Origin of the sequence: Comamonas testosteroni, assembly GCF_014076415.1 — a bacterium.
Lineage (GTDB): Bacteria > Pseudomonadota > Gammaproteobacteria > Burkholderiales > Burkholderiaceae_C > Comamonas > Comamonas testosteroni_F.
Map to the genome: position 1 here is coordinate 1,766,390 of NZ_CP043568.1, position 25,598 is coordinate 1,791,987.

Consider the following 25,598-nt stretch of genomic DNA (forward strand, 5'->3'; position numbering starts at 1 on the left):
GGAGCGTTCGTCTTGACGAAGGCTGTGAATGGCAAGGTTGGCACGAAGCGCTTCAGAGTGCTCACTGCGCACACTTTTACGTCATTGGAGGCAGCGCAAGCAGCACCAATCCAGAGGTCGTGCAAGCGATCGCATCAGTTTCCGACACTGCTTACCCAGTCCACTCGTTTACTGAATATGGGCGGTGTGTCCATGCCATTGGATTTGAAGGTGGAGTCGGGGCTGCGATAGGTAGCAGACTCGAAGAGCGCCTGATTGTGGGAATTCCTCGAGTTGGCAAGGTCCGTTCAGTGGCTGGCGTTAGGTAGGGAAATTGAATGGCTCTTGTTGTCTGAGCCTTTTAAGCGGCAGGTCTGCTCCACAGCTGATGAGTTTCTACAGATATGTCTGGATAGGAAACCCCCGATACATGAACCCGATCACGCCCCGCATTCTTGGCTTGGTAAAGGAGTCGATCGGCCTCCTTCATGGCTTGCTCAAACTGGAGGGAGTTGGTGATCAATGAAATTCCGAAGCTCATGGTCAATTTGGGGCCAGTTGGAAGAACGGTATTCCTTGACCCGAGATCACGCTGGATTCGCTGCGCAATGAGTTCCGCATCTCCCAGCGTTATGTCTGCCAATAGCAGCACAAACTCCTCGCCACCGAACCGAGCAACCAGGTCGTGCTCTCGCACATTGTTTTGCAGAGTTGAGGCAACCAGTTGCAGCACCATATCGCCACGCTCGTGCCCCCAGGTGTCGTTGATGTGTTTGAAATGGTCTATGTCGCAGGCCAGCACTGCCATAGGATAGCGTCTCATGTCGGCGAGACGCTTCTGGGCATGTTCTTGAAAAGACCGGCGATTCAGGATTAGCGTCAAAGCATCAATGTCTCGTTCCATGCGCAGCTTGCCGACTGTTTCCTTCACGGCAATTGCGGCCATCACCACAGTGAAGAGCAACGAGAAATTCAGAATGCTCAGCAGCGTCAGGATCCAATAGGGTGACCTTGGCAGGGCTCGTAGATCCGTGTATCCCAGCAGCCAGATCAAGGCGGGCCGAGTGAAGGTGTAGGTGGTGAAGAGGATGCTTAGCCAGAGCAGCGATCTATCGAGCCAGTCAAATGAGTTTTTCTTCGAGTGGACCTGCAGGATGGGGAGCAGTAAAACAAGGCTGGAACCCACGCTGAAAGAGCTCACCCGAGCCCAGACATTTGGCGCGATCTGGCTGAATTGGTAGAGCGCAGCCAGGGTGACTATAGCAATGAGCAATGCTGCATGCGGTTGGGCGGATACACGCCAGCGCTCTGCCCAGCTTCTGGCAAGACACCACGCGCTCAGCAGATAGCAACTGCCGATCAGTAGTGCGTAGCGATTCAGCTCCTCCAGAGTAAGTAGAGTCTGTGCCCCGAGAGTCAGAGCAGTGAGTGAATAGGCGCAAGCCTGCCAAAGCAGAAAGCGCTGGGATCGTTGGACAAGCCAGGCAACGATCAATATGGTTGCCAGAACCAGTATCGCCAGCGAAGGCGTCAGGACCAGGATAAGGTCGTTATTCGCGAACATCTGACCATCGCCTCCTCGATCAAAGATCGAAACGGTTTAGCGTTGCCTGCTCCTCGATTGCAAAGCGACAGCCTTCGGCAGCTATTCGTACATCTTGGTGTGCGGCATCAAGAGCTATTGCAATGCCCAATGCCAGATCTGTGTCATCCGGATTCGAATTTGGAGAAGTAGACGCAGTCGATACTCATTTCCAAAAACAAATAAAACCCATTACTGTTGTGTCTTCGAAAGGATGTCAGTCAACTACTTACTTGACCTATTGCTATCCCTTCGAGGCTTGTCGTTGAGGCATTTTGTGGTCACTTCGCCCGATCCATTGGGCGCTCCTGTGTCGCGCGTTGTTTGGCAGACATCGGCCAGCTTGCAACGCATGCCTGAGAATACGCAGCGCAAGGTCGGATGGAGGAAGAATCGCGATGCGCAAGTGGTCAGTGATGTTGAGCATGGTTTTGGGGCTGGTCGCTGTAGGCTGGGCTCTATCGCGGGCTAGTGGCGGCGACGCGCGCGGCGAGTTCAATCCGGAAGACGAGGTGCACGCAGCTGACTCAACCATGTCGATTCGCGCCTTGGAGGTGATAAACGACAAAGTCAGCCCATCTCTGGCTTTGCCAGATGCCCAAGGGCGGCTGTGGGTGCTGCAGCCGTATGGCGGTGATCGTGTTTCGCGGCGCGAGCTGGACGGCAGCTGGGTTACTGTGGTGGGCACGGATGCGCCTGAAAGTGATAGTGGCCAAGCTCTGGATGCGAATGTTCAATCGCCTGATAGCATCGCTTTTACACCTGACGACACTCTGTATGTAGCGGACACAGGCAATCACGTTATCCGCGCAGTGGACCTGGAGACCGCGCGCATTCGCCGCGTAGCTGGTGATGGCAAAGAGGGCAACGCCGATTCGCTGGCCAAGCCGGAGTCTTTGCTACGCACGCCAGATGGTGCCTTATGGTTTATTGCAGGCCCGCATCGCTCACGCAAAGTCTATCGCCTGGAGACTGGAACCGGACGGCTTGATGTGGCTTATGACCCCAAGGAGGCGAGCCCCCAATGGGGTGGCAATGAAGGGGGCGACTACATGGCAGATCTAGCTGCAGATGTACAAGGGCGCATTTATGTCGCTGACAACGCGAATATGCGCCTGCTTCGGTTGGATGCATGGAGCGGCCCGCCTGCCAATCCACATACGCCTGCGGCCACTGTGCTGGCTGGCAATGGCACATTGGGCCTTCTGCAAACTGACCGCCCATCCACAAACAGCTCGCTCGGATACATCACCAGTTTGGCGCTGGATCCCGAAGGCCGAGTTTATGTATACGAGGCCTCCGTTGAGGGGCACTTAGCCAAGCTTGATTCCAGTACAGGTCGCTTTGTGACTGTGTTACCGCCCGAGACCTGGGTTAGGCTGCCTGACCAAGCGCCTATGCGCTTGAACCTGAGGCAGGCGCGCCTGCGCGTGGGGAACGAAGGAGTGCTGTATCTTGCCGATCGCTTGAACCATCGCGTACTGTTGCTGACACCGTGAATAGGCGTTGGTAAACGGTTCAAGGATCGCATGTGAAAGAGCGCAGCCGCTTGAGACGGGCGTTTTCAAGCTCTAGCTCCTTGATCCGTTTCGCGTCCGAGACGGTCATGGCGCTGAACTTGTTACGCCAGAGGTAGTAGCTGGTCTCAGAAAAACGGTGCCGGCTGCACAGCTCTGCCACTGGCAGTCCAGATTCCGCTTCTCGCAGGAAGCCAATGACCTGTTCTTCCGTAAATCTCTTTTTCACGTCCAATCTCCTGTCTTCGGGATGGGACTCAGGAGTCAGACACTACTCCAATCCGGAGGGCGTCGCTCCCATCAGGAAAAAATGATCCACAGCGGTCAATAGTTCTGGTAGGTGCCTCCTTCAGACACTGCTCCATGTGTCGTCCAACCACTCGGCATGCATGCCCGGGCAGACGAGTTTGTCACGCAGGCTCTGGGTGAGGCCTTGCGGCTCATCGGCTTGAGCCTCTGGCACGGCCAGCCAGGCCAGTCTCCGCGTATATAGCAAGGAGAAAGATCAGGCCTTCAAGTAGCTTTGTCATGGTTTTGCTTCGTAGTGCTTATGCAGAAAGCACAAGTAGCTTCAGTATTGATAGATGCTCGCGTCACATCGGCCATGCATCTGGCGTGAGCGTCATAACCACGGTCGCTCCGACTAGGCAGAAGAGGCCGACGTCAGTTGGCGCTCATTGCGCAGCGACCGGCAGTTTTGTCGAGGCAGGAGTGCATGGAGTCTCCTGTAGGTAAAGAAAAAGCCCGCGAGCGGTTGCTGCGGGCTTGAATAAAGAGCCGGTGACCTTTCGGGTCGTGTCTGGGGAGGGGTCAGAAGGGGGAGGAGCAAACCCCAGGCCCGGCGTAACTGGTGGATTGCGTCGAATTCTGCATGACGCTTTTGGCGCAAACAAGACGAATTCTGCTTACCTAGAAGTGGTGATGTACGATCGGGCGCGACCACCGTTGCCACAACGCGGCTGCCGTGCCGTGCTCTTAGTTGACGTCAGCCCAGACGATTTTTTGAACTGCCGCACCTGCTTGAGTGGTCGCGCCGGATGGCCCTGCTAAAGCCCTGCGTGGGAAGGCACATGTATGTCAGCATGCTGGCTAAACGCTTACATCTCAAGATCTCCGGGCACAAAAAAGCCACCCGTAGGTAGCTTTGCTGGTGATTAGATAGGGCTACTGCTTGAAGTCCAGTCCTTGTTTGACGGCATCTCGCATACGCTGGTCCCGCTCATCCCCGGACATTGGTTTGCTATTGCGATCCTCGATCCTGGCCTCAGACTCGGTGAAGGCCGGCGGCTCCGAGCGTGTAACCTGCCCTTTAGGCATATATGAAGGCTGAGCCTGGAAGTAGAGAAATAGGGTGGCCACAGTGGCTGCAGCAACCCATAGCTTACGAAGCTTCCAGCTCAAGCCAAAGCCTATCGCAGCGATCAAGAGTGGGATCAGGTTGATGAGCAGGGTCATTTGCCAATGCTAACCATTGGAACGGCATCGCCCAGGGTGGTGGTGGGGAGCTGGCCATTCCACTTTTCAATCCAGGCGCGCTCATTTTCCAGCTTGCGCAGTTGCAGCACTCGCGCATCGACGGATTGAGCCAGTACGGACTGAGACATGGCTTCGGTTTCTGCCTTTTCCTTGTCAATCGCACGTTGCAGACGAGCTTCCTGCAATTCACGCTCTAGCTGAGCCTTGGAGATGGCCAACTGCGCTTCTTCCTTTTGGATAGCTTCGCGTCGTTCAGCAGCGGACTCCTGAGCATCTGTAATGATCTTTGGATATCGCAGGTTGGTAATGCCAACAAAGCGCACTGAGAAAGGTGTAAGTGCTTCAATGGCTTTGCCCAGTTGTACGCGCAAGTCAGAGTTGATTTTCTCGTTGCTCGAGGCGATTTCACTGATCGACAGTTTGCTCAAATATTCGCGCACCTCGGCTTGAATAATCTGGCTGGCATAGGTGCGATACACCTGCTCATTGGCGATCGTGGACACATAGTCCGAAACCTCTTTTGGCGCGACAGCATTAAAAAGCTCTGCCGTCTTTTTGGAGTTGATGCTCAAGGTTGCGCGAATGGTTACATCCAGGTTGAGCTTGTCTTCGGGGATAAAGATGCTCATGGACTCTTCATAGCCCTTGTCAGACACATCCAGCAAGACTAGTCGATCACAGTAGGCCCAACACTTGCCTAGACGGAACTTGGAGGTTGGGATCAGGTTGTCCTGATAGCCGTCTTTGGTCATGATCTTGCCAACGTGCGCAGGCGGAACCTCCACTTTTTGACCGCATGCTGCTAATACAAAGGCAGCAGCTACCGCTGCCAAACTGGTCTTGTGTTTCTTCAATAACTTCAAATCGAGCCGCCTCCTTCGCAGCTATAAAGGTGAGATTGAAACAAACTGCAGCTCTGTATGCAAGGCACTAGTTTGAAACCTGGATGTGTTTCGAATGACCCGCTTGGCCCTGCAGGGAAATGAATATGCATGCCGGTTAAACGCTCGCATCCCAAAATCTCCGGTTACAAAAAAGCCACCTCAAAGGTGGCTGGTCAAAGAAAGATCGCTCAGGGCAGGTAGTGGTTAATCAATGAAGCCAAGTTCACGCAGTGCTTCTGTTTCTTGGGTGTACTCAGCGTCCTCGATTAGCAGCACGCCGTCAGGCCCATACACATTGCGCTGGGGCGCTCCCATGGGTTGCTCGATGCGTTCGACTTTGTAGCCGTGCCGCTCCCATATCTCGGTGGTGTTGATGCGTGTCATTGGTTCACTTTACTCAAACTGACGCCCCACAAGCAAGGCTTTGGTTTTGACAACTGACGGAACAAAGGCTGGCGCAGAGGCGACTTTCGGATGCAGGTGAATGCTCGACACTGATCGCTGCACTTGATGAAAGCCGCATGGTATGTATATACAGCCGCTTTTTGCCATTTCTGAGGTCAGTGAGTTGCAGCAGGCCATGCATAGCATTGCTACCCGCTAGCATGATCAGACAAACCCCAAAGCCCTGGATCAAGACTCATGCGCCCTGATGTCGCTCAGGGGGCTGGCGCTGCTTGGGAGGTGACGGACCAGACTTTGTGTGGATCATCCTTACTGCGTGGGGACAGAGGAGATCGATTTCATTAGGTGCTTTCTGTATTCCGAAGTGGCAATCAGGTCGCAGATGTCACCATATCCCCTCTAGAGAGGGGTAGCAGCACGCGATGAAGTCAGTACGATCCTTGCTCACACTCAAAGGAGATGAATGCTCATGAAAGCAGCACTGATGATCGTGGCCACATTGATGTCGGCAGGCATGGTTTTTTCTGCACATGCCGACGAGGCAAAAGCAGCCATAGCTTCAGGAACCATCAATATGGCCGCGAACATGAATGAACTTGCTTTGGCTTGTGGACACATGAGTTCCCAGGATGTGGAGACTGGCCGCATCAAGCAACGCGACGCGGCCATCAAGGATCTTGGTGTTGCTCCCGTCAGCTACGACAAGATCTATGCTGGTTACGCATCCGACTTCAAGAAGAAATGGGGCACCATGACCCCGGCAAAACAAAAAAGCATCTGTGATCAGATGAAGCGCTAGAAATCCCTTCGCGTCCCGCAATCAGGCCCACCTTGGAGGGCTTTATGCATGTTTTCAACTGCTGTGGAGGGGGCATCTCAATCGCCTTCCTCCAAAGGCATTGACGTTCTACCGACTGCAATGATCACGCCCCCGTCGCCGATGGGGAGTTCGTATTAGCCAATCCATAGCAGTGACAGGCCTGCACCTGTCACCATAGAGGCTAGTCCCAGGCTGATTCGTGTTCCGTATTTAAGCCCTCCGACGGCGAACGCCAGTACGGATTTGGCGATTGCGCTGGAAGCAAGAATCACAACCAATCCCCACTGAGCGATGGGCAAGGGCAAACTACCTGACGCAAAAAGCTGCCCTAAGCTAGCAGCCGCCGCATGCAGTTCAGCCAAAGCAGCAAATGCTGCCGCGACCAGCACGCCAGTGCTGCCAAAGATATGCTGGAGCCAGGCGCCGAGAACCAACATTAGCGCGATGGTGCCGGCAATCAGCAATGCCGTTGAAAGCTTAAATACCCGCTCGGTCTCAAATTCAGTTTGCGTGGCAGTTTTTTGTCGATTCAACAATCCTGTGGCTGCAGCCAACACAAGGCAGAGAGCTGCGACGAATAGAGGGAGTGCCATGGACAGCATCAGAGCTATGGATGTTGTCGAGAGAATCGCTATGAACAGGCATAGCGAGGCCAACTGAGCCAGCATGGCACAGCCAAAAGCCTGCGCCTGCTGATGTTCGTCGGACTTGGCCAGCTGGCCAAGGCTGGCTATAGCCGCAGTAGATGACACGAATCCGGAAAAGAATCCGGTCACAGGTAGGCCCCAGTGTGGGCCGAGCACTCGAGTCAGTATGTGTCCCAGCATACCGACAGCCATGAACAGCACGACCACTTTCCAAAGGGCCGTGAGGCTCAGCACACCCCATGGATCTATGGGCGCTTGCGGCAGCAGTGGCATCACGACCAGCGCCGCAGCGCCCAGCAGAAGGCCATCCCTCAACTCATTCTCTCTGAGTAACTCACGACTCCAGCGCTGTATTGGTCCTTTTGAATGCACCAGTAAGGCGCAAAGGATGCCCAGAGCTGCAGTCAAGGTAGGGCTCTTGTGCGATAGGGCGCCCAGAGTTAACGAAAAAAGCAGAGTCACTTCACTGGTCAGGCCTGGGTCATTGGGGGCTGATTGCCAGTAGGCAGCAACGGTCAGTGCCCCGACCAACAAAAGTACTGCAGCAAAGGGCAGCACGCCTAACCACCAGGCCGCGCAACCAAGCAACGCTGCTATGGCATGGGTACGTGTTCCAGCGATGCTTTCTTGTTCTCTCCCGCGACGCTCACTCACGAGACCGATAAGCAGACCGCAGCCTAAGGAGACTACCCAATGATCGACACCGGCCCAACTCAGCTGCATAAGTCTCAACCCCTCGATCTGAGCAAGGCTCCTCTACTTGATAGGACTGTAGCCTTGGCTGCTACTACGCAGCATAGTCGAGCATGAGATGGCGCCGCAAGCAGGAAGGGCTGGATCTTAAAACGCATAGATCTCATCTATCTCAGTTCCTTTGTGTGAAGGAGTGTGACAGAGGAGGAGCCAAGGCCGGGCGCTCCCTTAGTAGCCTTCAACCAAAGGCCTCCCCATCCCATCGAACCCAACATCACGCTCGTGATGTCGGGGTTGACTTCGATTGGGACTCCTCACAGCTCATTGGGCTTGCCGAAGGAGTTGACGTGATTGAACTGCCTTAGCTCATCCAGTGGCCGTTTGATGAGCTTGGGGTAGGCATTGTTGTGGGCCTTCCAGTGCCTCAGGACGGTTTGGCAAACACGCCTGTGGACGGTGTGGATCGGCGATTCATCGGTCATGGCACGATTGTCTCAGAGCGGGTTGTGGTGCCATGGCGTCCAACTGGAAATGGCCGGAAGCAGTCACATAGGCTTGCCGAAAGCAGATGCCTGACAAAAGCCGGCGTTGTTGTTCAACAAGCCCAGGCTTCAAGTTAATTGACGTGCAATTGACAAGCACTTACATCGATTTGGAAGGTTAATGGGGCCTATGCTCTACTCGCTGCGTGAGCTTTTCCTGACGCAACGGAATTCATGTTGAGTATTCGCGCCCCATACAAGAAGAAAGTCGGCTTCATTGACCAGCTGATAAATGGCTTAGTTGAAAGTCTTATCCAGTCTAGACAGCTGTTGCTAAAGACCGTTGCTGGGGTTGTATTTATAGCTTCAGTATTGATAGCAATCACTTGGCATAGTTTGAACGATTCGTATGACTATCACGTTCAGCGAGGAGTGGATGCAGCGGTTAACCAAGCTCGCGCGTTGAGCTACGAGTTAAACACCGAGATGAGGCTTATCGATAACGCTCTGGCGACGATTGCTCACGAATTCCAGGAGACTGGATCCAGCACGCGGGAGTTTGAGAATGCCGTTGTCAATCAGCGCGCCTTGCTGCCTTTCTCCAAGGCTGTTCGCGTGGTTGATGAAGCTGGCATGGTTCGCCTGGGCCTTCTGCCTGGCGAGCATCCGTTCTCGATCAATGAGCGGGAGTACTTCGGTACCCTAAAGCGCTCCGATCAAATGGTGATCTCGGAGCCATTGATCAGCCACTCCTTCCAGGAATGGAGCGTGGTCCTGAGTCGCAAGCTGGAGGCTCCCGATGGGACGTTCAAGGGCGCAGTCTTTGTGGTTTTGGAGGTCGAGCATTTCCGCAAACTGTTTGAGAAGTTGACTCCTGGTGAAGATAGCGCAACCACTTTGCGCTCTGCCGAGGGCCGCTTAGTGGCACGTTACTCCGCTGCGGATCCCACATCGACGGCAGGTATTGGCGGCACTTTGACATCATTGGCGCTCAAAGAAACGCGACGACTCAACCCAGAGCATGGCTGGTACGTCACGCCTACTGCGCTGGACGGCATCGAGCGAATCACTGCCTACCAAAGTCTGTCGACACCCTATTCGCTGACGGTGTATACAGGTATTAGTACTGAAAGCTACCTTCAGCCTTGGCGCAACGAAGCCGTGGCCGTTTGGAGTTTGACCGCATTTTGTGTGTTGCTTATGGCGCTTGGTGCAGGGAGCTTGTTTGTGCATCAGCAGCGAGAACTGGCTGCCAAACTCCAGAACGCACAGTTGCTGAAAGAGCAAAACTTCTTTGTGGAGAACGACCTGATCGGCATGATTAAGGTCCGTGATCGGAAAATTCTCTGGGCCAACAAGGCCATGGCACGCATGTTGGGCAAGCGCGTTTCCGAGTTACTTCAGCAATCCAAACGCTGCATCTACCCTGACAACGAGACATATGAACGGATGGGGAGACTGTCCAGTGAGGCTCTCGGCCACAACAGGCGTTTCCGTGCGGAGGTGCAACTGCAGCATTGCAACGGGCACGCATTCTGGGTTGATGCCAATGCAGCGCAGATCACTGATACTGATTCAGTGTGGATTTTCGTAAATGTAGAAGTTCACAAAAAGCGCCAGCAAGAGATTGAGTACCAAGCAACGCATGATGCCTTGACGGGCCTCGCCAATCGTCGCTTCATCAACAAGCAAATGCAGCAATTCATCGCGCTTGCAGATCGAGACCAAGGCACAGTTGCAGTATGCTTTATAGACTTGGATGGCTTTAAGAGTGTGAACGACACCTTCGGGCACGATGCAGGTGACATCGTGCTGAAGACAGTCGCCGAACGATTAACAAATGCAGTGCGCCCCCATGACTGTGTAGCCCGGTTGGGGGGCGACGAATTCGTGGTGGTGTTGACTGGGCGAAACAATCACGAGAATGCCGTGCAAACCATGCAGCGCTGTCTGGACATGGTGCAGATTCCGATTGTGGTTGAAGACGGTCATACCGCAATGGTCGGGTGCAGCATTGGCATTGCCTACTATGGGAGCGGAAAAGAGTCCTGCGATTCGTTGTTAGAGCGTGCTGATGAGGCTATGTACCTGGCAAAGAACGCAGGCAAAGGCCGCATCATCGAATCGGCTTGTGAACAAGCGAGTGAGAGCACATTCGATCATCAGGCAGTTACTGCTTAGCTTACGAGAATGAAGAACAAAAGCGCCTCTTGACTTAGAGGGATATAGAGGAGCTTTATGGCTAATCTTTGGCGCATGTTTCTGTAGCTGCTCTGGTTCGATCACTGCCTTGCGCTAGGCTGTCAAGAAGGTGCAGCGGAACGCTTCTGCTTTGCAGTGCCTAGCTTGAAACACACAACGTCCTCGATGGTGATCACAAGCAGCTATCTGGGGTGGGGTTTCTTCCGACGTTCCCCCGGATTTGAGTAGCGTCTGACTCTGGAGTCCCATCCCGAAGACAGGAGATTGGACGTGAAAAAGAGATTGACAGAAGAACAGATCATTGGCTTCCTGCGGGAATCTGGACTGCCTGCATTATTTGTAGAAGTTCCGATCTGATCTGACAGTTGCTCCCGTTTCGGACGGTACGGCTGTCAGATTAATTCAGGAGGGCTTGCATCTTCTCGAGATCGCCCCCTGAGTCCCCGGATACAGTCCATCGTTTCTTTTTCACATAGGCAGGCGTTCACAGGGATGCGAAGAACTTTCCCGTCGAGCGCTGGATACGGGGCTGGCTCTCTTGATCCCCATCTCACAATGAGCTTCTTGGGCTGCTTACGGTATTTCGTCAGCTGCGAACTGGTGGCGACGACTCATTGCTGCCGTGCAATCGTTACCAGCAGATGTCTCCTGTGCAGCGATTGCCGCTGCTCGTAGTCGCAACACTTCCTAGCGGTCACCGTCCCATACCGGCCATCCGAGCATTGACGTGGGGGACTGTCCAATGACGGGTTTCAGGTGTGCAGCGGACAGCGACCATCAAGTGCAGGCAGATAGGTCGCTGGATGTCTGCTGTTACGTCGCGCGAACAGGAGCTTGCGAATACGAAGGGACTTTCCTAGTCCAGCGCGGATGCTCGAAGTTCAGCATGGATGTCCGGAAGTCCTATCGGAATTCGACTGGAGAATGCCATGACTGAGCTGACACATGGGCCCATCGTGCGAGTGGGCGTTGATCTTTCCAAGCGTCTTTACCAAGTCCACGCAGTGGATCAATGGGGCCATCGGGTACTGGCCAAATCCCTGTCTCCGGAGCGCTTTTATGCGTGGTCTGCCACCTTGCCGCAAGGCTGTCTGGTCGTTACAGAAGCCTGCGGCGGCGCACATCATGTGGCAAGGCAGTTGCGGGCCATCGGTCTGGATGCTCGGCTGATCGCTGCGCACTTCGTCACGCCTTACCGTATGGCAGGTAAAAGCGGCAAGAACGATGCCAATGATGCGGCCGCGATCTGCGAGGCCGCCAGTCGGCCCCACATGCACTTTGTTCCGATCAAGAGCGCTGCGCAACAAGGGCAGTTGGTGGTGCATCGTTTACGTGAAGGCTACAAGCAAGAGCGCAATGCGTGTACCAATCGCATTCGAGGCCTGCTCACCGAGTTCGGTCTGGTCTTCCCGCAGCGCCCGGAGAAGTTGCGCAAGGTGCTGGCGGGTGTGCTGGAGGACGCCAGCAATGAACTGCCTGGCGTGGTGCGCCTAGCCTTGGAGCGAGCCCTGCTGCACTGGATTGATCTGGATATCCAGATCGCCTGGTGCGATGAGCGCATCGCAGCCCATCTTCGCAGCGATGAACGCGTCCAACGTGCCGCCCAGTTGCAGGGCGTAGGCCCCATCACGGCCTCGGCGCTGGTGGCCACCGTGGGAGAGTTCCAGCAGTTCCGCAGCGCCAAACAATTCGGTGCCTGGCTGGGTCTGGTGCCCAGCCAGAACTCCAGCGGCGGTAAAACCAGCCTCGGCAATATCACCAAACGTGGCGATGATTACCTGCGCACCTTGCTGATTCAGGGCGCCAAGTCTGCGGTGAACACGGCAGCCAAACGTGGTGACCGACTGAGCCAATGGCTGGTGCAACTCAAGGCCCGCGTGGGTTGGCAGAAAGCGGCCGTGGCGCTGGCCAACAAGAACGCCAGAATCCTGTGGTGCGTGATGACACGGGATACGTCGTTTGACGCGGGCCATGTGCCGCCGATGCCTGTGCAGCGCCAAAGACCGAATGGCGAGTTGCAGGTTGCACCTGACTTGGCGCAGCTATCCGCAGCCTACTGAAGCAGTTTGTGATGGTTGTTGGACGTGCGTTTGAAGATGCTCACCACAGGTCAGACCGGCAGCAGGTGAACTCGGCTTTGGGTCCGTGGCGGGAGTCACCTGACCACTTCTCTCGAATGGAGTCCTGCTGAGCGGTTCGTATCTGGGGCCTCGGTGAACACCACCGAAACAAGCCCGCCTGTAGATGTGCAGTCTGTCCTTACCTGGTGAATGCTTCAAGGTTCGCACCCACCAATCGCTGGTTACACAACGACGGAGGCAGAGATATGCAAGGTCAACGGTTGACTTTCCGGAAAGTCCCTGTAGACCCATAGCCGAAGTTCGCGCTTGTCGCTTTGATGACGGCTCTAGCTCAAGTTGACAACAAAGATATTGGCGGGGTCTCATCGTGGATCTCTAAAACCGGGTTTGCTTCGTCGGCCAATTCGTTGAGCACAGCGAACACACCGTCGAGGTCGTCCCGATATGAAGCGATGTAATTTGACGTGAAGACGCATCGCTGGCTAGTCTCCAATTTCCGACCGAGGATATGCTCGCGATGTTGTTTCCAGTAGCGGCCCATCTCTTTGGGATCTAAGCCACCAGGAAGTTCAGCTTTGGTTGCGACATATCCATCCGCTTCGCTGCCCGAATAGAAGGAGTTGCTTAGATTGGAAAGGCAGTAGTCAAGGAACAAAAAAACGTTGTTCTCATCGACATTTGGACTAAAGCATGTATTGAAAACGTAGTCGTTCATCAACTTGGCTATACCTCCTCTATCCTTAGCTCCATCCTGGTCATAGTGTCCACAACCCACGCCTGAGCCATTGGGGGGGCGCGAGTTACTAAGTTGGTAGATCACAAAGGATTTAACAACAGAGCGCGCAGTAGCGACGCTCTGGGCAACGGTGATGTCACCATTGCTGGACAGAGGGTCCTGTGCCACATGTTCAAGCCGCGCGAAGGCTGTGCCAAGAAAAGCGCCAACTGGTGTGTCATTTGCTTCCGCAAAAAAGTTGCGCCTCGAATCGATGTAGGTTCTTTTGAACAGTGCAAAAACCCTTTGAGACAGCTTCCTCATTCCCAACAATGCGAGCTCTCTGACTAGCCCAGATGTCGCAGCCGTCCTATCCTGATGGACGATGAGGGCTGTATGTAGGTTGTACAGCTGCCCCTGGCGGTCAGCAGAGCAATACAACCTGAATATCATGAGGTCGTTCCAACCTAGGACTCCGCGATCAGGACTAGCAAGTCGGTCTAGGATGCCTTTCCCTTTATGCTCATGCTCTCCGAATATCCGCCATGCGATCTCGATAACATTCTCGGTAGTGTTAGGCAGCCTCCTCCCCTGTGTCCGCCCCCAGCCGGCTCGGTCTAATAGTCGCAACAGTGAGTAGGCCGATCTCTGGCGCAGTCCTCGATCATCGTTCTCGAATGCTGAGTATTGGGGTAGATACGCAACAAGCGTCTCTATGGCGTCATGAGCGAGGACGCTGGTGAAATCGTAGGACTGATTGACTAGCACTCTCCAGAATTGGTCATGCGAGTGCTCGCCTCGTTCCAAGTCAAATTCCGCCGAGGTGAGCACTGAAGCAATCGAAGCACCTTTCCGAACTCGATTTACGGCGTCTTGGTACAGGACAAAAGTTTCCCGTGGTTCAGGCGTTGCGAAGCGCACGATAAGCTTAAGGTAGCTCTCCAAGTTCCTGAGTTCTTGAAAATTGAAGCATGCGCGTGACCTCAGAACTGCCTCCTCGACATCGGAGCGTTCTTCAAGCCCCAACGTTCCAACGTCAAATAGCTGAGTCAACAGGAAACCCGCAGAATCTTGTTGATCCGCCACCATTGCCGTGAATGTCTCGGAGTTCTTAAAGTCTCTTTCACCGGACTTGCGATAAACGGAGAAGTGACCGCTGCGCCCTTCCGTTTCTTCAGAGTAGATGCGCCTGAACAATCCGGGGTAGTTCAGATGCAGAAGCATGAGATTGATAAGGTCTCGCTTGTTGAAGTCGGTTCGACCAAGATTGGTCTTCTCGATCTGCATAAGAAGCATCGCGTTAACGAAACGCTTTAACTTACGCATGTCGCCAACAAGAGGCAGGTACTTTGCAGCTAAATCACCGTCAAGAATATCTGCCAGTTCGCTGAGAACGGCACTAAGCTTGACCATAGTGTCAGACGGTACCGAGCTCAGATGGCTCTCAGCCCGTTCCCAATCGCGCCGTAGGAAGTCGCGAAGGCTGGAGCTGTCGACGAACAGGCTCAGCTTGACCGTCACAAATTTTTCTAGAAACTCACGTGCCCTAGAACCTTCTTCCTTGCCACCAGCAAGGAGCTCGGTGTCATAGCAGAGGACATAGGTAGCCTGCGAGAGCTTGAATGTGCGCCTCGTTGCGAACAAGACGTTGTTCGTGGTCTTCGCGTCCAAGCGATCCAGGTCATCGATGACGATGATTACACGGAGGCCGATACGTCGAAGCACTTCGTCAATATCATCGAGAAGTTCATCAACCGTCTCTTGCGAGGGCTCAAGTGAAAGCTTAAAGCCCAGAAACGAAACGTCGGCCTTTCCCTTGATCAATCGAGAGTAGCGGGAGGCCGCCGGCTTGAATTCAGGGGCGAAGACTTTGCTTTGGATGGTGGCAGTCAGGTCACGAATCAGACGGTCTGCAAGGTCTGGTTCAGAGGCATAACGGAGTGGCTCGAATCGACATACGATGACCTGATCCTCAGCACTTTCCCAATAGCGCTCAGCAAGATTGATGAAGCTGGTCTTACCTACTCCCCATGGACCATCGACACCAAAGACGAGCCCTTGGTGAGCGTTGCTTGCCAGGACTGTCTCTGCGAACGATTTTGCCTGGACCGCGCTCGCTAGCAGGTCGTCCTTCCCGTCGTCGATTTCTTCGTCCGCGATAAAGTACAGCTGCGAGGGGGCCGTCTTTGGCCTCGGCCATTGCTGCTGCAAGAGGGGGGATAACAGCACAACGCAGAGAAGGATTAGGACAGCAGGCGCCCAGTGAGGATCCGCAGATAAAAGAGCTAAATGAAGTTTCGATAACCACGGCAAAGCCATTTCGTTGGACCAAACTCCAACGCCCATCGCTATAAGCAAGTCAAGTCGAAAACTGCGGCCCATTCGTGCGGCAACCTCGAAAGCTCTTCGTTTGACCATATAAGTCAGACAGAGTGCCAGTCCGGCCAGAATTCCAGCGACCTTCGCCCAGATAGCAACGTCATTCATCTCTTGAGCGAACTTGGCGCTGAGATAGAAGGTTGACCGGCAGGTCTCCGCAATAAGAAAGCCAACAACGAGCAACCTGGCAAAGACCAGTAGCTCGGGCATCTTCATCGTCGGTTTGGTGTCGTTCATTGATCGCTCTCCCTTGCGCAGCGCGATCAATTCGCGCTTTTGTCCATAATGCTGACGACGATATCACTCTATGTGTGCGCAAAAGTCTGGATTCATACTCCAAACGTTGGTCTAGCATGAAGCGTTCGTTTAGACGCGCGATGCGAACGGCGGCTCCTGGCCGAAAGTACCAGTTTGGCCCAGCGCCGTATTGCAGCCGTTGAAGACGGCCACCCGGCCGCAGTTTCCGGGGGCCGTCAGCGGCAGCTTCAAATCTCCGTCTGTTCAGAGATCTCGAGGGCATCGTCGACTTCGATGCCTAGGTACCTCACTGTTGACTCCAGTTTCGAGTGGCCGAGGATTCGAGCGTACTGCCGTGTCCCCAGATGTGGCGATTCGTGTAGCCGGCTTGGAAACAGGAAGTCCTCTGGTTTCAGCCCAGCCAGCTTGATCCAGGCTTGCAAGGCGTCACGGGCAGCCTGCGTGATCTCGAACTGCACTGATCGCTGAGTCTTGCGCTGCATGACGACCGCGCGCGATGCCACTTGGTCGCCGTGGCATACATCCCGAACCTTGAGGGCGACGAGGTCGCATCCTCGCAGCTTGCTATCGATGCCTAAGTTGAAGAGAGCAAGTTCGCGCACCCTGCCTTCCATCTGGAGCCTTACGCGCAACGCCCAGATGTCCTTGAGCTTGAACGGAGCCTTCTGCCCGACGATCTTGCCCTTGTTCCACGGCTCGCGATGAGCGGTATTACCTGTGGATCCCATGATGGTCTCCCATCGAGTTGAGGGACACACAGGATGCGCTGGCTTCGACTCGCCTGAGCGACGAGCAATGCTCGGCTGCCACAGCCTTAGGAATGTCAGCTTCCTGGCGTAGCCATGAATTCAAGATTTCGGCCAAAACCAGCCAATGGTGGCAATCAAAAGCAGACGCTCAACTTTTGATCAAACCTATCGGCAGGCAGTGGGAGCAGCTGAGCGAGGGATGAAGATGCGTGGCGCAAAGTGCGATGTTCATCGAACATCAAGCGCTGACATGGCGCAATGCAGAACTTCGTCTACCAGTTGTTGGCCCGCGTCAGAGAATGCAGGGCGAACGTGAGTGAACTGCTCGATCAAATAGGTAAGTGCCTGGTGAGCTTCCTTAACAGCATTCATCAGGTCTAGTTCCATTGGAACCTGGTTCTCTGCTATTGCCGCTTCACGGCGTAAGCGTAGCAGTCCGCTGTATACGAACGTAGCATGTAGGACTCGATCTGGCTCCCAGGAACTCCCTCTCCAAGGAACAGAAATTTTGGTGCATGTGGAAGATGAAAACGCAGAGGCTATCGAGTCAGTGAAAAGAATGGTTGTAGAAAGCTGCTGGTGCAAAGCTTCGTGATACAGATTCTCAAAGAGTGCGTATCCGGAATCGGCTTCAAGAACGATATTGGGAGGAATGTGACGCTTAGCCTTTGTACTCAGGAAGGCGCAATGAGGCAGCGCTGGAAAGGTGCTAGAAGTGAGGAGGGGTCCAGGCTTCTCAGGATCCTGTTCAACCCAATGTACAGCGGTGATCCAATCGCGTATGTAATGCTGTCGGCTCGGCCAAAGGGCGCCAAATGTCCGAACAAAGTGCTGAAGTGAGGCATGCAGCGATTGTGTTTTTAGAACCGGCTGCAAACCCTGCAATGGAAGCTGATCCCAGACGTTAGCAGGTAGCCGAACGATGGAGCTTGGCTCTCCGGGGAGAACTTCGACTAGTGGGACACTCTCTCCGTCGTCTAGCAGGATGCTACGGCATACGAGTGGGGCAAGTTCTGATACAGAAACGGCGTCAAAGCGAGACGTTGCCGCTCTGTATTCTTTAACTGCTGCAGCCCGCTCTAACATTTATGCGACCGGATCGATTCCTGCAGCAGCATCCCCCATTCGTTCGAGTCGGGCTACCGTCGAAAGCGCTGGATCAGGAACGGCGTGCGTAGCTAAGTTCACCAAATGATCGATTTTCGCATCGGCGGACATTGCGCCCGGCACAAGTTGGTCGAGGCGATTTTTCAGCTCCTGCAGCTTGCTGCTGGCGGACAGAAGTTTTGATTGGTCCGGAATACGTCCCGGTACGACTCTGGCAAGCCGTTCAAGGCGTTCCTCAGGAGATAGGGAACTGTCGGGAAGCAAGGCATGTAACTTTGCAGACAGCGCAGCAAGCTCATTGGCAGCCGACTGATTGGCAGCGGCACTCAAGGTCTTTTCAGGGACCATGTGATCCAGCCTAGCCGTCAGTCTTGCAAGCTTGTCGGATGTGGTGCTCATGCAATCTCTCCTGAGAAGGTTGTTGACGAGGTTGTGACGGCGCCGCGACTCGCGACCTTTGTCGAGATAGTGCAGTCGGTTGTCGTTTGCGTCGCCTATCGTAGTCTAGGCAGGGAGCGTACGGATGAACTGGCCGGTAAGGGATACTCCGGATGCTTCTTCCTCTTGAAAGAGGCTCAAAGCCTAGCGTTACAAGTAGCTATCTGTCGAAAAATTCAGGAACAAAGCACAAAACCCGGCAGGAGTCAGCTAGGGTCTGTTGAGATTTGATTTTTACCTTCCGGGGTGGCGTCACAATCGCGCTGTGATGCGATACGTTTTGACAGATGAACAATGGGCTCGTATGAGCCCATTGTGTTTAGGGAAGATTGGGGATCGAGGACGCAGTGGCTCCAACAATCGACTGTTCTTGGAAGCAGTGCTTTGGGTTGCGCGTACAGGTAGCCCTTGGCGAGATCTGCCGCCTGAATTTGGCAAGTGGAACACCGTCTTCAAACGGTTTCGCGACTGGGTCAAAGCTGATGTCTTTCAAAAGCTGTTTGACGCGGTCAGCGATCAACCGGACATGGAATACGTGATGGTGGATGCAACGATTGTGCGAGTGCACAGGCATGGACAGGGTGCAAAAGGGGGTCTGCGAGCCAGGCCATAGGTCGCAGTCGAGGTGGTTTGACCACCAAGATATTGGCGCTGACGGATGCCCTTGGAAACTTGATCCGATTTGTGTTGCTGCCAGGCCAACGGCATGATCTTCAAGGTGTAGAACAGCTGCTCGAAGGCATAGACCTGCGGACATTGCTGGCCGACAAAGCGTTTGACGCAGACTGGCTGAAGCAACACTTGCTGGCACAGGGTTGCCAAGTGGTGATTGCACAAAAGGCCAATCGTCGAGCGCCCTTGCAGATTGATATAGAGGTCTACAAGTGGCGGCACTTGATCGAGAACTTCTTTTGCAAGCTCAAGGAGTTCAAGCGCATTGCAATGCGCAGCGACAAGACAGACAGCAGCTTCGCTGCTGTCATCACGCTGGCATCGGCTGTGATCAATTCACGTTAAATCTCAACACGTCCTAGGCAAACTGTAAATTTACACCAACAAGAAACGGGACGCTCCAACGGAATGTTTTGTGCTGTTATCAAGCCATATCTGAATCAATGACAGCTTTTAGGATCAGGGCCCACCGTCGCCTTCGGGTCGACACGAGCCTGTCAGGGCACGCAGAAGCGGCCCTTCGAGCCGGTACGCAGCGAACCAAGCAATCAAGCAGCCGCTCCCGAGGGTGAAGCAGTCGTTCAGGACAGGCAGCCTTCAACGGCTGGTGTTGGCTAATTGTTGCCGCTCAAGCACCGAACCGTGAATGGCTCAGATCAGCCTAGACCTGCCGTTCGCGGCCACGTTCCGGACGACAGCTTCTGGCCGAGATGTTGAGTTCATGGCTATGCCAGGAAGCTGACAGTCATAAGGCTATGGCAGCCGAGCATCACTAGTCGCTCAGGCGAGTCGAAGCCCGCGCATCCTGTGTGCCCCTCAACTCGATGGGAGACCATCATGGGATCTACAGGTAATACCGCTTATCGCGAGCCGTGGAACAAGGGCAAGATCGTCGGGCAGAAGGCTCCGTTCAAGCTCAAGGACATCTGGGCGCTGCGCGTAAGGCTCCAGATGGAAGGCCGGGTGCGCGAGCTTGCTCTCTTCAACTTAGGCATCGATAGCAAGCTGCGAGGATGCGACCTCGTCGCCCTCAAGGTTCGGGATGTATGCCACGGCGACCAGGTGGCATCGCGCGCGGTCGTCATGCAGCACAAGACTCAGCGTCCAGTGCAGTTCGAGATCACGCAGGCTGCCCGTGACGCCTTGCAAGCCTGGATCAAGCTAGCTGGGCTGAAATCAGAGGACTTCTTGTTTCCGAGCAGACTACACAAATCTCCACATCTAGGGACACGGCAGTACGCCCGAATCCTCGGTCACTGGGTTGACGAGCTAGGCCTGGACCGCATGGAGTACGGGACACACTCGATGCGCAGGACAAAGGCGACACTGATCTACCGCCGCACCAAGAACCTGCGCGCTGTGCAGTTACTGCTCGGCCACTCTAAGCTGGAGTCGACAGTGAGGTACTTGGGCATTGAGGTCGACGATGCCCTCGAGATCTCTGAACAGACGGAGATTTGATGTTGCCGCTGACGGCCACACCGGAAACTGCGGCCGGGTGGCCGTCTTCAACGGCTGCAATGCGGCGCTGGGCCAAACTGGTACTTTCGGCCAGAAGCGGCCAGTCGTTGGTATCTACGGTAAGCAGGCCTTCAATAACGTCAAATACACCAATCTTCAATCGGCCCCCGCCTCTCCCTCGCCATTAGCCACTCTGCCGCTTGGTCAAGCTGGTGCTCGCTAAAAACCTGCACACCTGCTGCTCGTAGCGCAGCTGCGGTGACGCCCTGTCCCACCACACGCCCTCCGGAAAAATGGCCATCTGCAATCAATGAGCTTCCGCAAGAAGGGCTTCCCTCCTTAAGGATCGCCAGCCGGATGCCCGACTCTCGTACAGCTTTCAAAGCAGCTTGTGCGCCGGAGATAAAAAAAGCACTGCGGTCAATACCACCTGGTTCAAGAACTTGAGCAGTGCCAGCCAGAACATCCGCACCATCAAGCAATGGATCAATTTCCATAGGTGAACGCGGGGTAGGTAGCCCACCAGCCACCTCCGGGCACAGGGCCAATACGCGTCCCCCGTCGATCCATCGCTGCAGGACATGGTGCATGCAGCGTGCGTGGCGTCCGTCATAGCGAGTGGGCTGACCGAGAAGGCATGCGCTCACAAGAATAGGGGTAGGTGTTGTGGTCATACGATTCAAGTGCTTCGTTGAGTTGGAGAGATCGGCGAACGCAGTACGAAATAGAGCGCAGTAGCAATCAGGCCTCCGCCTATCACGTGCGCGAGGCCTACGGGTTCATCAAGCACCAGCCAACCCCAGAACAAGCCGAAAAGCGGGATCAGAAAAGTGACCGTGAGTGCTCGCAATGCACCCAAGTCCGCAATGAGGCGAAAGTAGAGCACGTAGCCCAACGAGGTACACAAGAAGCCCAAGGCAAACAACGACCACCATGCCGTCACACTGAACTGGTGAAGAGCCACAGGCTCCTGTGCAAATTGCCAGAGCGTGGAAGGCACAAGTAGCAGCACTGCGCCAATCTGGCTGCCGAGTGCGACCAGGTGACTATCCAGGCCACCTCGCTTCGCAATCCATCGCACGGTCAGAAACCCTGCGAGCGCATAACAGGTAGTAGCCAACAGACATGCCAGAACGGAGCCCGCCGCTGAAGAGATGCCTCCCAGCGACGCGCCTCCCGTAAGAACGGCCACGCCTGCAATACCGAGCACAACGCCGAGAATCTTGGTGGTTGTGATTCGCTCTCCAAACGCCAATGAACCGACGACCACACCCATCAAAGGTGTGGTTGCGTTGAGAATCGCGCTGTAACTCGTGGGCAGACTGCGTGACGCCCACGAAAAGAGCAGAAAGGGCATACCGGAGTTGATGGCTCCCAACATCAGAGTGGTCATGAAGCGCCCCTTGAAGTCCAAAGGGATCCGCATGACAAGCACCAATGCCGCCAACCCAGAGGCACCTAGCGAAGCGCGACCGAATGCAGTTCCGTTCGTACCGAATTCGGGTGTGACTATGCGCATGAACAGAAAACTGCCGCCCCACAAGGCCGCAAGTATCAAAAGACGGATGAGGCTGGGACTGGACATCATTTTCTTGAATTGAGTGTTGAGGGCTTCTATTGCATTTCTGGAAATTTTCCAGTCAAGATAGGAAGCAATCAACGCAGCATTTCTCAATCAGTATTTAGAAATACTCAATGCAAATGTCACTCGCACCACTTCCGCCTTTGCCTGCATTACGCTTCTTCGAAGCTACGGCACGCCTTGGCAGCGTCACGCAGGCCGCTGCCGAGTTGTACGTCACACCAGGTGCCGTGACGCTTCAGATTCGCAAGCTTGAATCATTTCTAGGATGCCCCCTTTTCGAGCGTCAGGCACGGGGCATGGTGCTTACTGCAGAGGGGAGTTCGTATCTCGCCCCGTGCCAGGAGTCATTGACACTCATCAGACAGGCAAGCGCTCGTTTGCGTACGGGAAATCGCCAGTCAATCCTGGTGAGTTGCACGCCCGGGTTCGCGGTTCAGTGGCTGGTTCCCAGGCTGCAGCACTTCCAGGAATCGACACTTGCCTTGGACGTGCACATCAGTACCACGAATCGCAAGGTAGATCTCTTGCGAGAGGAGGTGCATTTCGCCGTGCGTCATGGCCTTGGGGAAGTGCCTGACGGCGTGTGCTCCATCCCCCTGCTGAAGGATGAGTTGATTCCTGTCTGCAGCCCCCGTTTGATTGCACCACGACGTCGGGCCGTATTGGCTGACATCACATCCAGCCGGTTGCTGCACGATGAACATCGGGAAGACTGGCTGCTGTGGTGCCGCGCAGCCGGAGTGGAAGGCATCGACACGCAACAAGGCATGGTTTTCACCGACTCGAATGGAGTCATTGAAGCGGCGCTGGCAGGACGTGGCGTGGCATTGCTGCGCCGCTCCCTCATTGAGGCCGAGCTTTCCGCACGGAGCCTTCTGGAACTTCGGGCACCAGCACTTCGCACCCCGTTGGGCTACCACCTGCTCTATTGCGAAGAAACGTTGAAAAGTCCCGCAATTCGCGCCTTCTTGGATTGGATTACGGAACAGGCCAAAGCACTAAATTGAGTGAGTGTAGGGATGAGAACGCGGCCCAAGGTCCTAAGCGTCCACTTTCAGTTCGACGGAATGACAGCTCTGGGTCGACATGAGCCTGTTGCTACATCCAGAAGCGGCCCTTCGAGTCGGTTCGTGCTGAACCACGTAATCGAGCGGCTGCTCGGCCGCTCAGGGCAGAGCGTTCAACGGCTGGTGTGGGCCGTTGCTACCGCTCAGGTACCGGATCGTAAATGACTCAGATCAGCCTGAAACAACCCTTCGCACACATGGCTGTGAGCTTGAGGACTGATGGGCACTAACATTGGGGGGTACGAAGACTGGGTTAGCCAATTTCTTGTTTACCCCTTTGTTTACCCCTTGGCCCCAGAAAGACTAAAGGACTTAGCTCCTTTCGAAGCTAATTCCTTGAATCATATGGTCGGAGCGGCGGGATTCGAACTCGCGACCCTCTGCTCCCAAAGCAGATGCGCTACCAGGCTGCGCTACGCTCCGAAGACCATTAATGTAGCTTGAAATCGGGCTCGGAATTCAGAAATTCATGTTCAATTTGATGCGAATAGCCTGCAACCACATGCTATTGAGGCTCGACTTTCGGCAATAAAGCCACGGCTATGATGCTGCACGAGACGCTGTCGGTGCTCTGTCGTGTCATGGGTGGGGTGAAGAATCGCACTAAACTGACCCCTTAAAGTTGGACAGTTAAATTACGGGCACATGGCCTGAGTTCGATCTTGGACCGGGCTCAGACCTTTTAATTTCATCTTGATTCGATGGTGGTTGTAGTAGCGGATGTAGCGAACCAGCTCACCACGCAGATGCTCGATGCTGGTGAACTTCTGCATATAGAACAGCTCCGTCTTCACCGTCGCAAAGAAGCTCTCCATCACAGCGTTGTCCGGGCAATTGCCCTTGCGCGACATGCTTTGGTCACACCTTTGGTTTCCAGGTGGCGGCGATAGGCCGGCATCCGGTAATGCCATCCCTGATCGGAGTGCAGCAGCGGCGCAGCCTGGCCTTTGAGTTTGCCAAGCGCCTTTTTCAGCATATTGCCCACCAGTGAGAAGTCAGGCTTGTCACGCATCTCATAGGCCACGATTTCACCGTTGTACAGGTCCATGACCGGCGACAGGTATAGCTTGCTGCCACGAAGGGAGGCGCTATCTGGGGCTAAGAGGCGTGACGCAATGGCTTGGTGGCTTCTCGGCGCAGGGCGTTATTGGTGAGCAATGCGTGCGCCTATCACATTGCTTCTTGGGCGCTTTGATCGTGGTGCTGGTCAACACTTAAACGGCCCGTGCGCGCTGATGTTCACTGAAAGGGCTTGCGGCTGACCGCAGCTGCAGCGGGTAGTAAGCGGTGCAGGTCTTCCAAGCAATCAGTGGGATCAACGAGTACACGAAGAGTCGAATCAAGGTACCCTCGCCGTTTGGATTTTTAGGAGTGTTAGCTTATGTAACAGCTTTAATCATTCTTAAATAATCATATGTTCAAAACCCGCAGAGTGCGGACATGGTTGTTTTGTTGATGCGCATCAAAATCGCAGGGGGTGAGCAATCACACAATTGCTCACCGATACCAAGTTCGGTCATCGGAATCGCTGTTTGCGGTCATGTCATGAGAATCAAAGCAATTGCCTTCCTACTGACGTCTATCGCTTTCAGCGCCTTGTGCGAAAAAGCGATGGCGCACGACCAAAACCCAATTGCCGGTGAGGTAAAGAAGGCCGCCTCTGAGTCGTTGCAGGTCTATCAAAAGAGCGGCGTATCAGGCTTGATAAGTGCAGTTTCCGATTGCTGGAAGTTGCCGCGCGACTTTTGTCTCTATCTGGACGCTGCATCGCATCGTCTTGCCTTAGGTGCAACGCATTCGGGGGCTCAATTGAGCGAGTACTTCTACGATGAATCCGTCTCCAGGCGAGGACACGCTTGGCTCGTGTCTAACGGTCATGGGCGAGTGGCGAATGAACAGTACTTGCAAGCTGTCGATCAAATAATGGTTCGTGCGTTGGTTGTGCAGAGAGAAAAAATGCCCGACGGCAAATCTTGATATTTGTCAGGGCCTTTCCTTCAGGCACTGCACCGTTTTTTCGTCAAGCCACTCGGCATGCATGCCAGGACAAGCGAACTCGTCGCGCAAGCTTTGGGTGAGGGTTTGGGGTTCATCGGCTTGGGCATCAGGCGCAGACAGCCAGGCCGCGAGAAGCCGGGCTCCAACGATGACCAGCAGGGATTCAACAATCGTCTTCAGCATGGGGACCTCTTGCTCAATAAATCGCTTGCAGCTATCAAAGCTGAACGCTTAGAGGGGCCAGGCTTCTGGTGTGAGTGCAATCACCACGACCGCGCCGACCAGACAGAAGAGGCCTAAGCCGGTGAGGGCCCCTTGCGCTGCGAGCAGCAGCTTTGTCGACGGGGTAGTGGTTGGGGTCGAATGCATGAGATCTCCTGTGAGCAAAGAAAAAGCCCGCG

19 protein-coding genes, 1 tRNA gene and 4 pseudogenes are annotated in these 25,598 nt (G+C 54.6%); 8 read left to right on the top strand and 16 right to left on the bottom strand.

Annotation, left to right across the window (positions count from 1 at the left end; genetic code table 11):
- Nucleotides 1-340 precede the first annotated feature (340 nt).
- Nucleotides 341-1,543, bottom strand: coding sequence for a sensor domain-containing diguanylate cyclase (locus F0P97_RS08030; RefSeq protein ID WP_182286345.1), 1,203 nt, complete (start codon nucleotides 1,541-1,543; stop codon nucleotides 341-343).
- Nucleotides 1,544-1,959: 416 nt separating this feature from the next.
- Here F0P97_RS08030 and F0P97_RS08035 point away from each other — a divergent pair, with 416 nt between their 5' ends.
- Complete coding sequence (locus F0P97_RS08035; protein WP_182286346.1) at nucleotides 1,960-3,060, top strand: hypothetical protein; 1,101 nt, start codon at nucleotides 1,960-1,962, stop codon at nucleotides 3,058-3,060.
- A gap of 43 nt (nucleotides 3,061-3,103) precedes the next feature.
- On the opposite strand, the pseudogene F0P97_RS08040 reads toward F0P97_RS08035, so the two are convergent.
- The 4 genes and pseudogenes from F0P97_RS08040 to F0P97_RS08055 all read right to left on the bottom strand — a co-directional run.
- Nucleotides 3,104-3,307: pseudogene (locus F0P97_RS08040) on the bottom strand (transposase); the annotation flags it as partial.
- Between the two features lie 935 nt (nucleotides 3,308-4,242).
- Entirely contained in the window at nucleotides 4,243-4,533 is a 291-nt protein-coding gene (locus F0P97_RS08045; RefSeq protein ID WP_182286347.1) for a hypothetical protein, read from the bottom strand.
- Nucleotides 4,530-5,417 carry an SPFH domain-containing protein gene (locus F0P97_RS08050; protein ID WP_232538149.1) on the bottom strand — a complete coding sequence of 296 codons (888 nt, stop codon included), beginning with the start codon at nucleotides 5,415-5,417 and terminating at the stop codon, nucleotides 4,530-4,532. The genes F0P97_RS08045 and F0P97_RS08050 overlap by 4 nt, the downstream gene beginning before the upstream one ends.
- Before the next feature lie 225 nt (nucleotides 5,418-5,642).
- On the bottom strand, nucleotides 5,643-5,822 hold the full coding sequence (locus tag F0P97_RS08055) for a hypothetical protein (protein WP_034407284.1): 180 nt from the start codon (nucleotides 5,820-5,822) through the stop codon (nucleotides 5,643-5,645).
- 490 nt (nucleotides 5,823-6,312) lie between these two features.
- Between F0P97_RS08055 and F0P97_RS08060 the strand changes: the two genes are divergently transcribed.
- Nucleotides 6,313-6,642, top strand: a complete 330-nt coding sequence (locus tag F0P97_RS08060) for a hypothetical protein (RefSeq protein WP_182286348.1) — start codon at nucleotides 6,313-6,315, stop codon at nucleotides 6,640-6,642.
- Between the two features lie 155 nt (nucleotides 6,643-6,797).
- Here F0P97_RS08060 and F0P97_RS08065 read toward each other — a convergent pair whose 3' ends face one another.
- Nucleotides 6,798-8,033: an MgtC/SapB family protein gene (locus tag F0P97_RS08065; RefSeq protein WP_182286349.1), complete on the bottom strand. Its 1,236-nt coding sequence runs from the start codon at nucleotides 8,031-8,033 to the stop codon at nucleotides 6,798-6,800.
- Nucleotides 8,034-8,231: 198 nt separating this feature from the next.
- Nucleotides 8,232-8,485 (bottom strand): annotated as a pseudogene (locus tag F0P97_RS27895) (hypothetical protein).
- 234 nt (nucleotides 8,486-8,719) lie between these two features.
- Between F0P97_RS27895 and F0P97_RS08070 the strand changes: the two are divergent.
- Together F0P97_RS08070 and F0P97_RS08075 are read left to right on the top strand one after the other, a co-directional pair.
- Nucleotides 8,720-10,666, top strand: a complete 1,947-nt coding sequence (locus F0P97_RS08070) for a diguanylate cyclase (RefSeq protein ID WP_182286350.1) — start codon at nucleotides 8,720-8,722, stop codon at nucleotides 10,664-10,666.
- 950 nt (nucleotides 10,667-11,616) lie between these two features.
- Nucleotides 11,617-12,747 (top strand): IS110 family transposase, encoded by a 1,131-nt coding sequence (locus F0P97_RS08075; protein WP_232538150.1) that lies wholly within the window; start codon nucleotides 11,617-11,619, stop codon nucleotides 12,745-12,747.
- A gap of 352 nt (nucleotides 12,748-13,099) precedes the next feature.
- On the opposite strand, the gene F0P97_RS08080 is transcribed toward F0P97_RS08075, so the two are convergent.
- The 4 genes from F0P97_RS08080 to F0P97_RS08090 form a co-directional block, all read right to left on the bottom strand.
- A complete protein-coding gene (locus F0P97_RS08080) occupies nucleotides 13,100-16,099 on the bottom strand; it encodes a KAP family NTPase (protein WP_182286351.1) in 3,000 nt (999 codons plus the stop codon).
- 248 nt (nucleotides 16,100-16,347) lie between these two features.
- On the bottom strand, nucleotides 16,348-16,848 hold the full coding sequence (locus F0P97_RS08085) for an integrase (RefSeq protein ID WP_182286352.1): 501 nt from the start codon (nucleotides 16,846-16,848) through the stop codon (nucleotides 16,348-16,350).
- A gap of 249 nt (nucleotides 16,849-17,097) precedes the next feature.
- Nucleotides 17,098-17,955: an aKG-HExxH-type peptide beta-hydroxylase gene (locus F0P97_RS27965; protein ID WP_420093897.1), complete on the bottom strand. Its 858-nt coding sequence runs from the start codon at nucleotides 17,953-17,955 to the stop codon at nucleotides 17,098-17,100.
- Nucleotides 17,956-18,375, bottom strand: coding sequence for a hypothetical protein (locus F0P97_RS08090; RefSeq protein ID WP_182286353.1), 420 nt, complete (start codon nucleotides 18,373-18,375; stop codon nucleotides 17,956-17,958). It lies immediately after the preceding gene.
- A 343-nt stretch (nucleotides 18,376-18,718) separates the two neighbouring features.
- Here F0P97_RS08090 and F0P97_RS08095 point away from each other — a divergent pair.
- Together F0P97_RS08095 and F0P97_RS08100 are read left to right on the top strand one after the other, a co-directional pair.
- Nucleotides 18,719-19,431 (top strand): annotated as a pseudogene (locus F0P97_RS08095) (IS5 family transposase).
- 492 nt (nucleotides 19,432-19,923) lie between these two features.
- Nucleotides 19,924-20,547 (top strand): tyrosine-type recombinase/integrase, encoded by a 624-nt coding sequence (locus tag F0P97_RS08100; RefSeq protein ID WP_182286354.1) that lies wholly within the window; start codon nucleotides 19,924-19,926, stop codon nucleotides 20,545-20,547.
- 140 nt (nucleotides 20,548-20,687) lie between these two features.
- On the opposite strand, the gene F0P97_RS08105 is transcribed toward F0P97_RS08100, so the two are convergent.
- Entirely contained in the window at nucleotides 20,688-21,221 is a 534-nt protein-coding gene (locus F0P97_RS08105; RefSeq protein WP_182286355.1) for a DUF523 domain-containing protein, read from the bottom strand.
- Between the two features lie 5 nt (nucleotides 21,222-21,226).
- Nucleotides 21,227-22,207 (bottom strand): DMT family transporter, encoded by a 981-nt coding sequence (locus F0P97_RS08110; RefSeq protein ID WP_332839888.1) that lies wholly within the window; start codon nucleotides 22,205-22,207, stop codon nucleotides 21,227-21,229.
- A gap of 35 nt (nucleotides 22,208-22,242) precedes the next feature.
- On the opposite strand from F0P97_RS08110, the gene F0P97_RS08115 reads away from it, so the two are divergent.
- Nucleotides 22,243-23,139 carry a LysR substrate-binding domain-containing protein gene (locus tag F0P97_RS08115; protein WP_232538151.1) on the top strand — a complete coding sequence of 299 codons (897 nt, stop codon included), beginning with the start codon at nucleotides 22,243-22,245 and terminating at the stop codon, nucleotides 23,137-23,139.
- Between the two features lie 406 nt (nucleotides 23,140-23,545).
- On the opposite strand, the gene F0P97_RS08120 is transcribed toward F0P97_RS08115, so the two are convergent.
- A tRNA-Pro gene (locus F0P97_RS08120) sits at nucleotides 23,546-23,622 on the bottom strand.
- Between the two features lie 212 nt (nucleotides 23,623-23,834).
- Nucleotides 23,835-24,274 (bottom strand): annotated as a pseudogene (locus F0P97_RS27450) (IS3 family transposase); the annotation flags it as partial.
- A gap of 365 nt (nucleotides 24,275-24,639) precedes the next feature.
- Between F0P97_RS27450 and F0P97_RS08135 the strand changes: the two are divergent.
- Nucleotides 24,640-25,176, top strand: coding sequence for a hypothetical protein (locus F0P97_RS08135; protein ID WP_232538152.1), 537 nt, complete (start codon nucleotides 24,640-24,642; stop codon nucleotides 25,174-25,176).
- 6 nt (nucleotides 25,177-25,182) lie between these two features.
- On the opposite strand, the gene F0P97_RS08140 is transcribed toward F0P97_RS08135, so the two are convergent.
- Nucleotides 25,183-25,380 (bottom strand): hypothetical protein, encoded by a 198-nt coding sequence (locus F0P97_RS08140; protein WP_182286358.1) that lies wholly within the window; start codon nucleotides 25,378-25,380, stop codon nucleotides 25,183-25,185.
- Between the last annotated feature and the right edge of the window lie 218 nt (nucleotides 25,381-25,598).

Bases quoted from the DNA above. Each gene is read 5' to 3' on its own strand.
- F0P97_RS08140 (WP_182286358.1), bottom strand. From the start codon at position 25,380: ATGCTGAAGACGATTGTTGAATCCCTGCTGGTCATCGTTGGAGCCCGG.
- F0P97_RS08045 (WP_182286347.1), bottom strand. From the start codon at position 4,533: ATGACCCTGCTCATCAACCTGATCCCACTCTTGATCGCTGCGATAGGC.
- F0P97_RS08070 (WP_182286350.1), top strand. From the start codon at position 8,720: ATGTTGAGTATTCGCGCCCCATACAAGAAGAAAGTCGGCTTCATTGAC.
- F0P97_RS08105 (WP_182286355.1), bottom strand. From the start codon at position 21,221: ATGACCACAACACCTACCCCTATTCTTGTGAGCGCATGCCTTCTCGGT.
- F0P97_RS08035 (WP_182286346.1), top strand. From the start codon at position 1,960: ATGCGCAAGTGGTCAGTGATGTTGAGCATGGTTTTGGGGCTGGTCGCT.
- F0P97_RS08135 (WP_232538152.1), top strand. From the start codon at position 24,640: ATGGTTGTTTTGTTGATGCGCATCAAAATCGCAGGGGGTGAGCAATCA.
- F0P97_RS08115 (WP_232538151.1), top strand. From the start codon at position 22,243: ATGCAAATGTCACTCGCACCACTTCCGCCTTTGCCTGCATTACGCTTC.
- F0P97_RS08100 (WP_182286354.1), top strand. From the start codon at position 19,924: ATGGGATCTACAGGTAATACCGCTTATCGCGAGCCGTGGAACAAGGGC.
- F0P97_RS08060 (WP_182286348.1), top strand. From the start codon at position 6,313: ATGAAAGCAGCACTGATGATCGTGGCCACATTGATGTCGGCAGGCATG.
- F0P97_RS08085 (WP_182286352.1), bottom strand. From the start codon at position 16,848: ATGGGATCCACAGGTAATACCGCTCATCGCGAGCCGTGGAACAAGGGC.
- F0P97_RS08065 (WP_182286349.1), bottom strand. From the start codon at position 8,033: ATGCAGCTGAGTTGGGCCGGTGTCGATCATTGGGTAGTCTCCTTAGGC.
- F0P97_RS08075 (WP_232538150.1), top strand. From the start codon at position 11,617: ATGACTGAGCTGACACATGGGCCCATCGTGCGAGTGGGCGTTGATCTT.
- F0P97_RS27965 (WP_420093897.1), bottom strand. From the start codon at position 17,955: ATGTTAGAGCGGGCTGCAGCAGTTAAAGAATACAGAGCGGCAACGTCT.
- F0P97_RS08090 (WP_182286353.1), bottom strand. From the start codon at position 18,375: ATGAGCACCACATCCGACAAGCTTGCAAGACTGACGGCTAGGCTGGAT.
- F0P97_RS08030 (WP_182286345.1), bottom strand. From the start codon at position 1,543: ATGTTCGCGAATAACGACCTTATCCTGGTCCTGACGCCTTCGCTGGCG.
- F0P97_RS08055 (WP_034407284.1), bottom strand. From the start codon at position 5,822: ATGACACGCATCAACACCACCGAGATATGGGAGCGGCACGGCTACAAA.
- F0P97_RS08080 (WP_182286351.1), bottom strand. From the start codon at position 16,099: ATGAACGACACCAAACCGACGATGAAGATGCCCGAGCTACTGGTCTTT.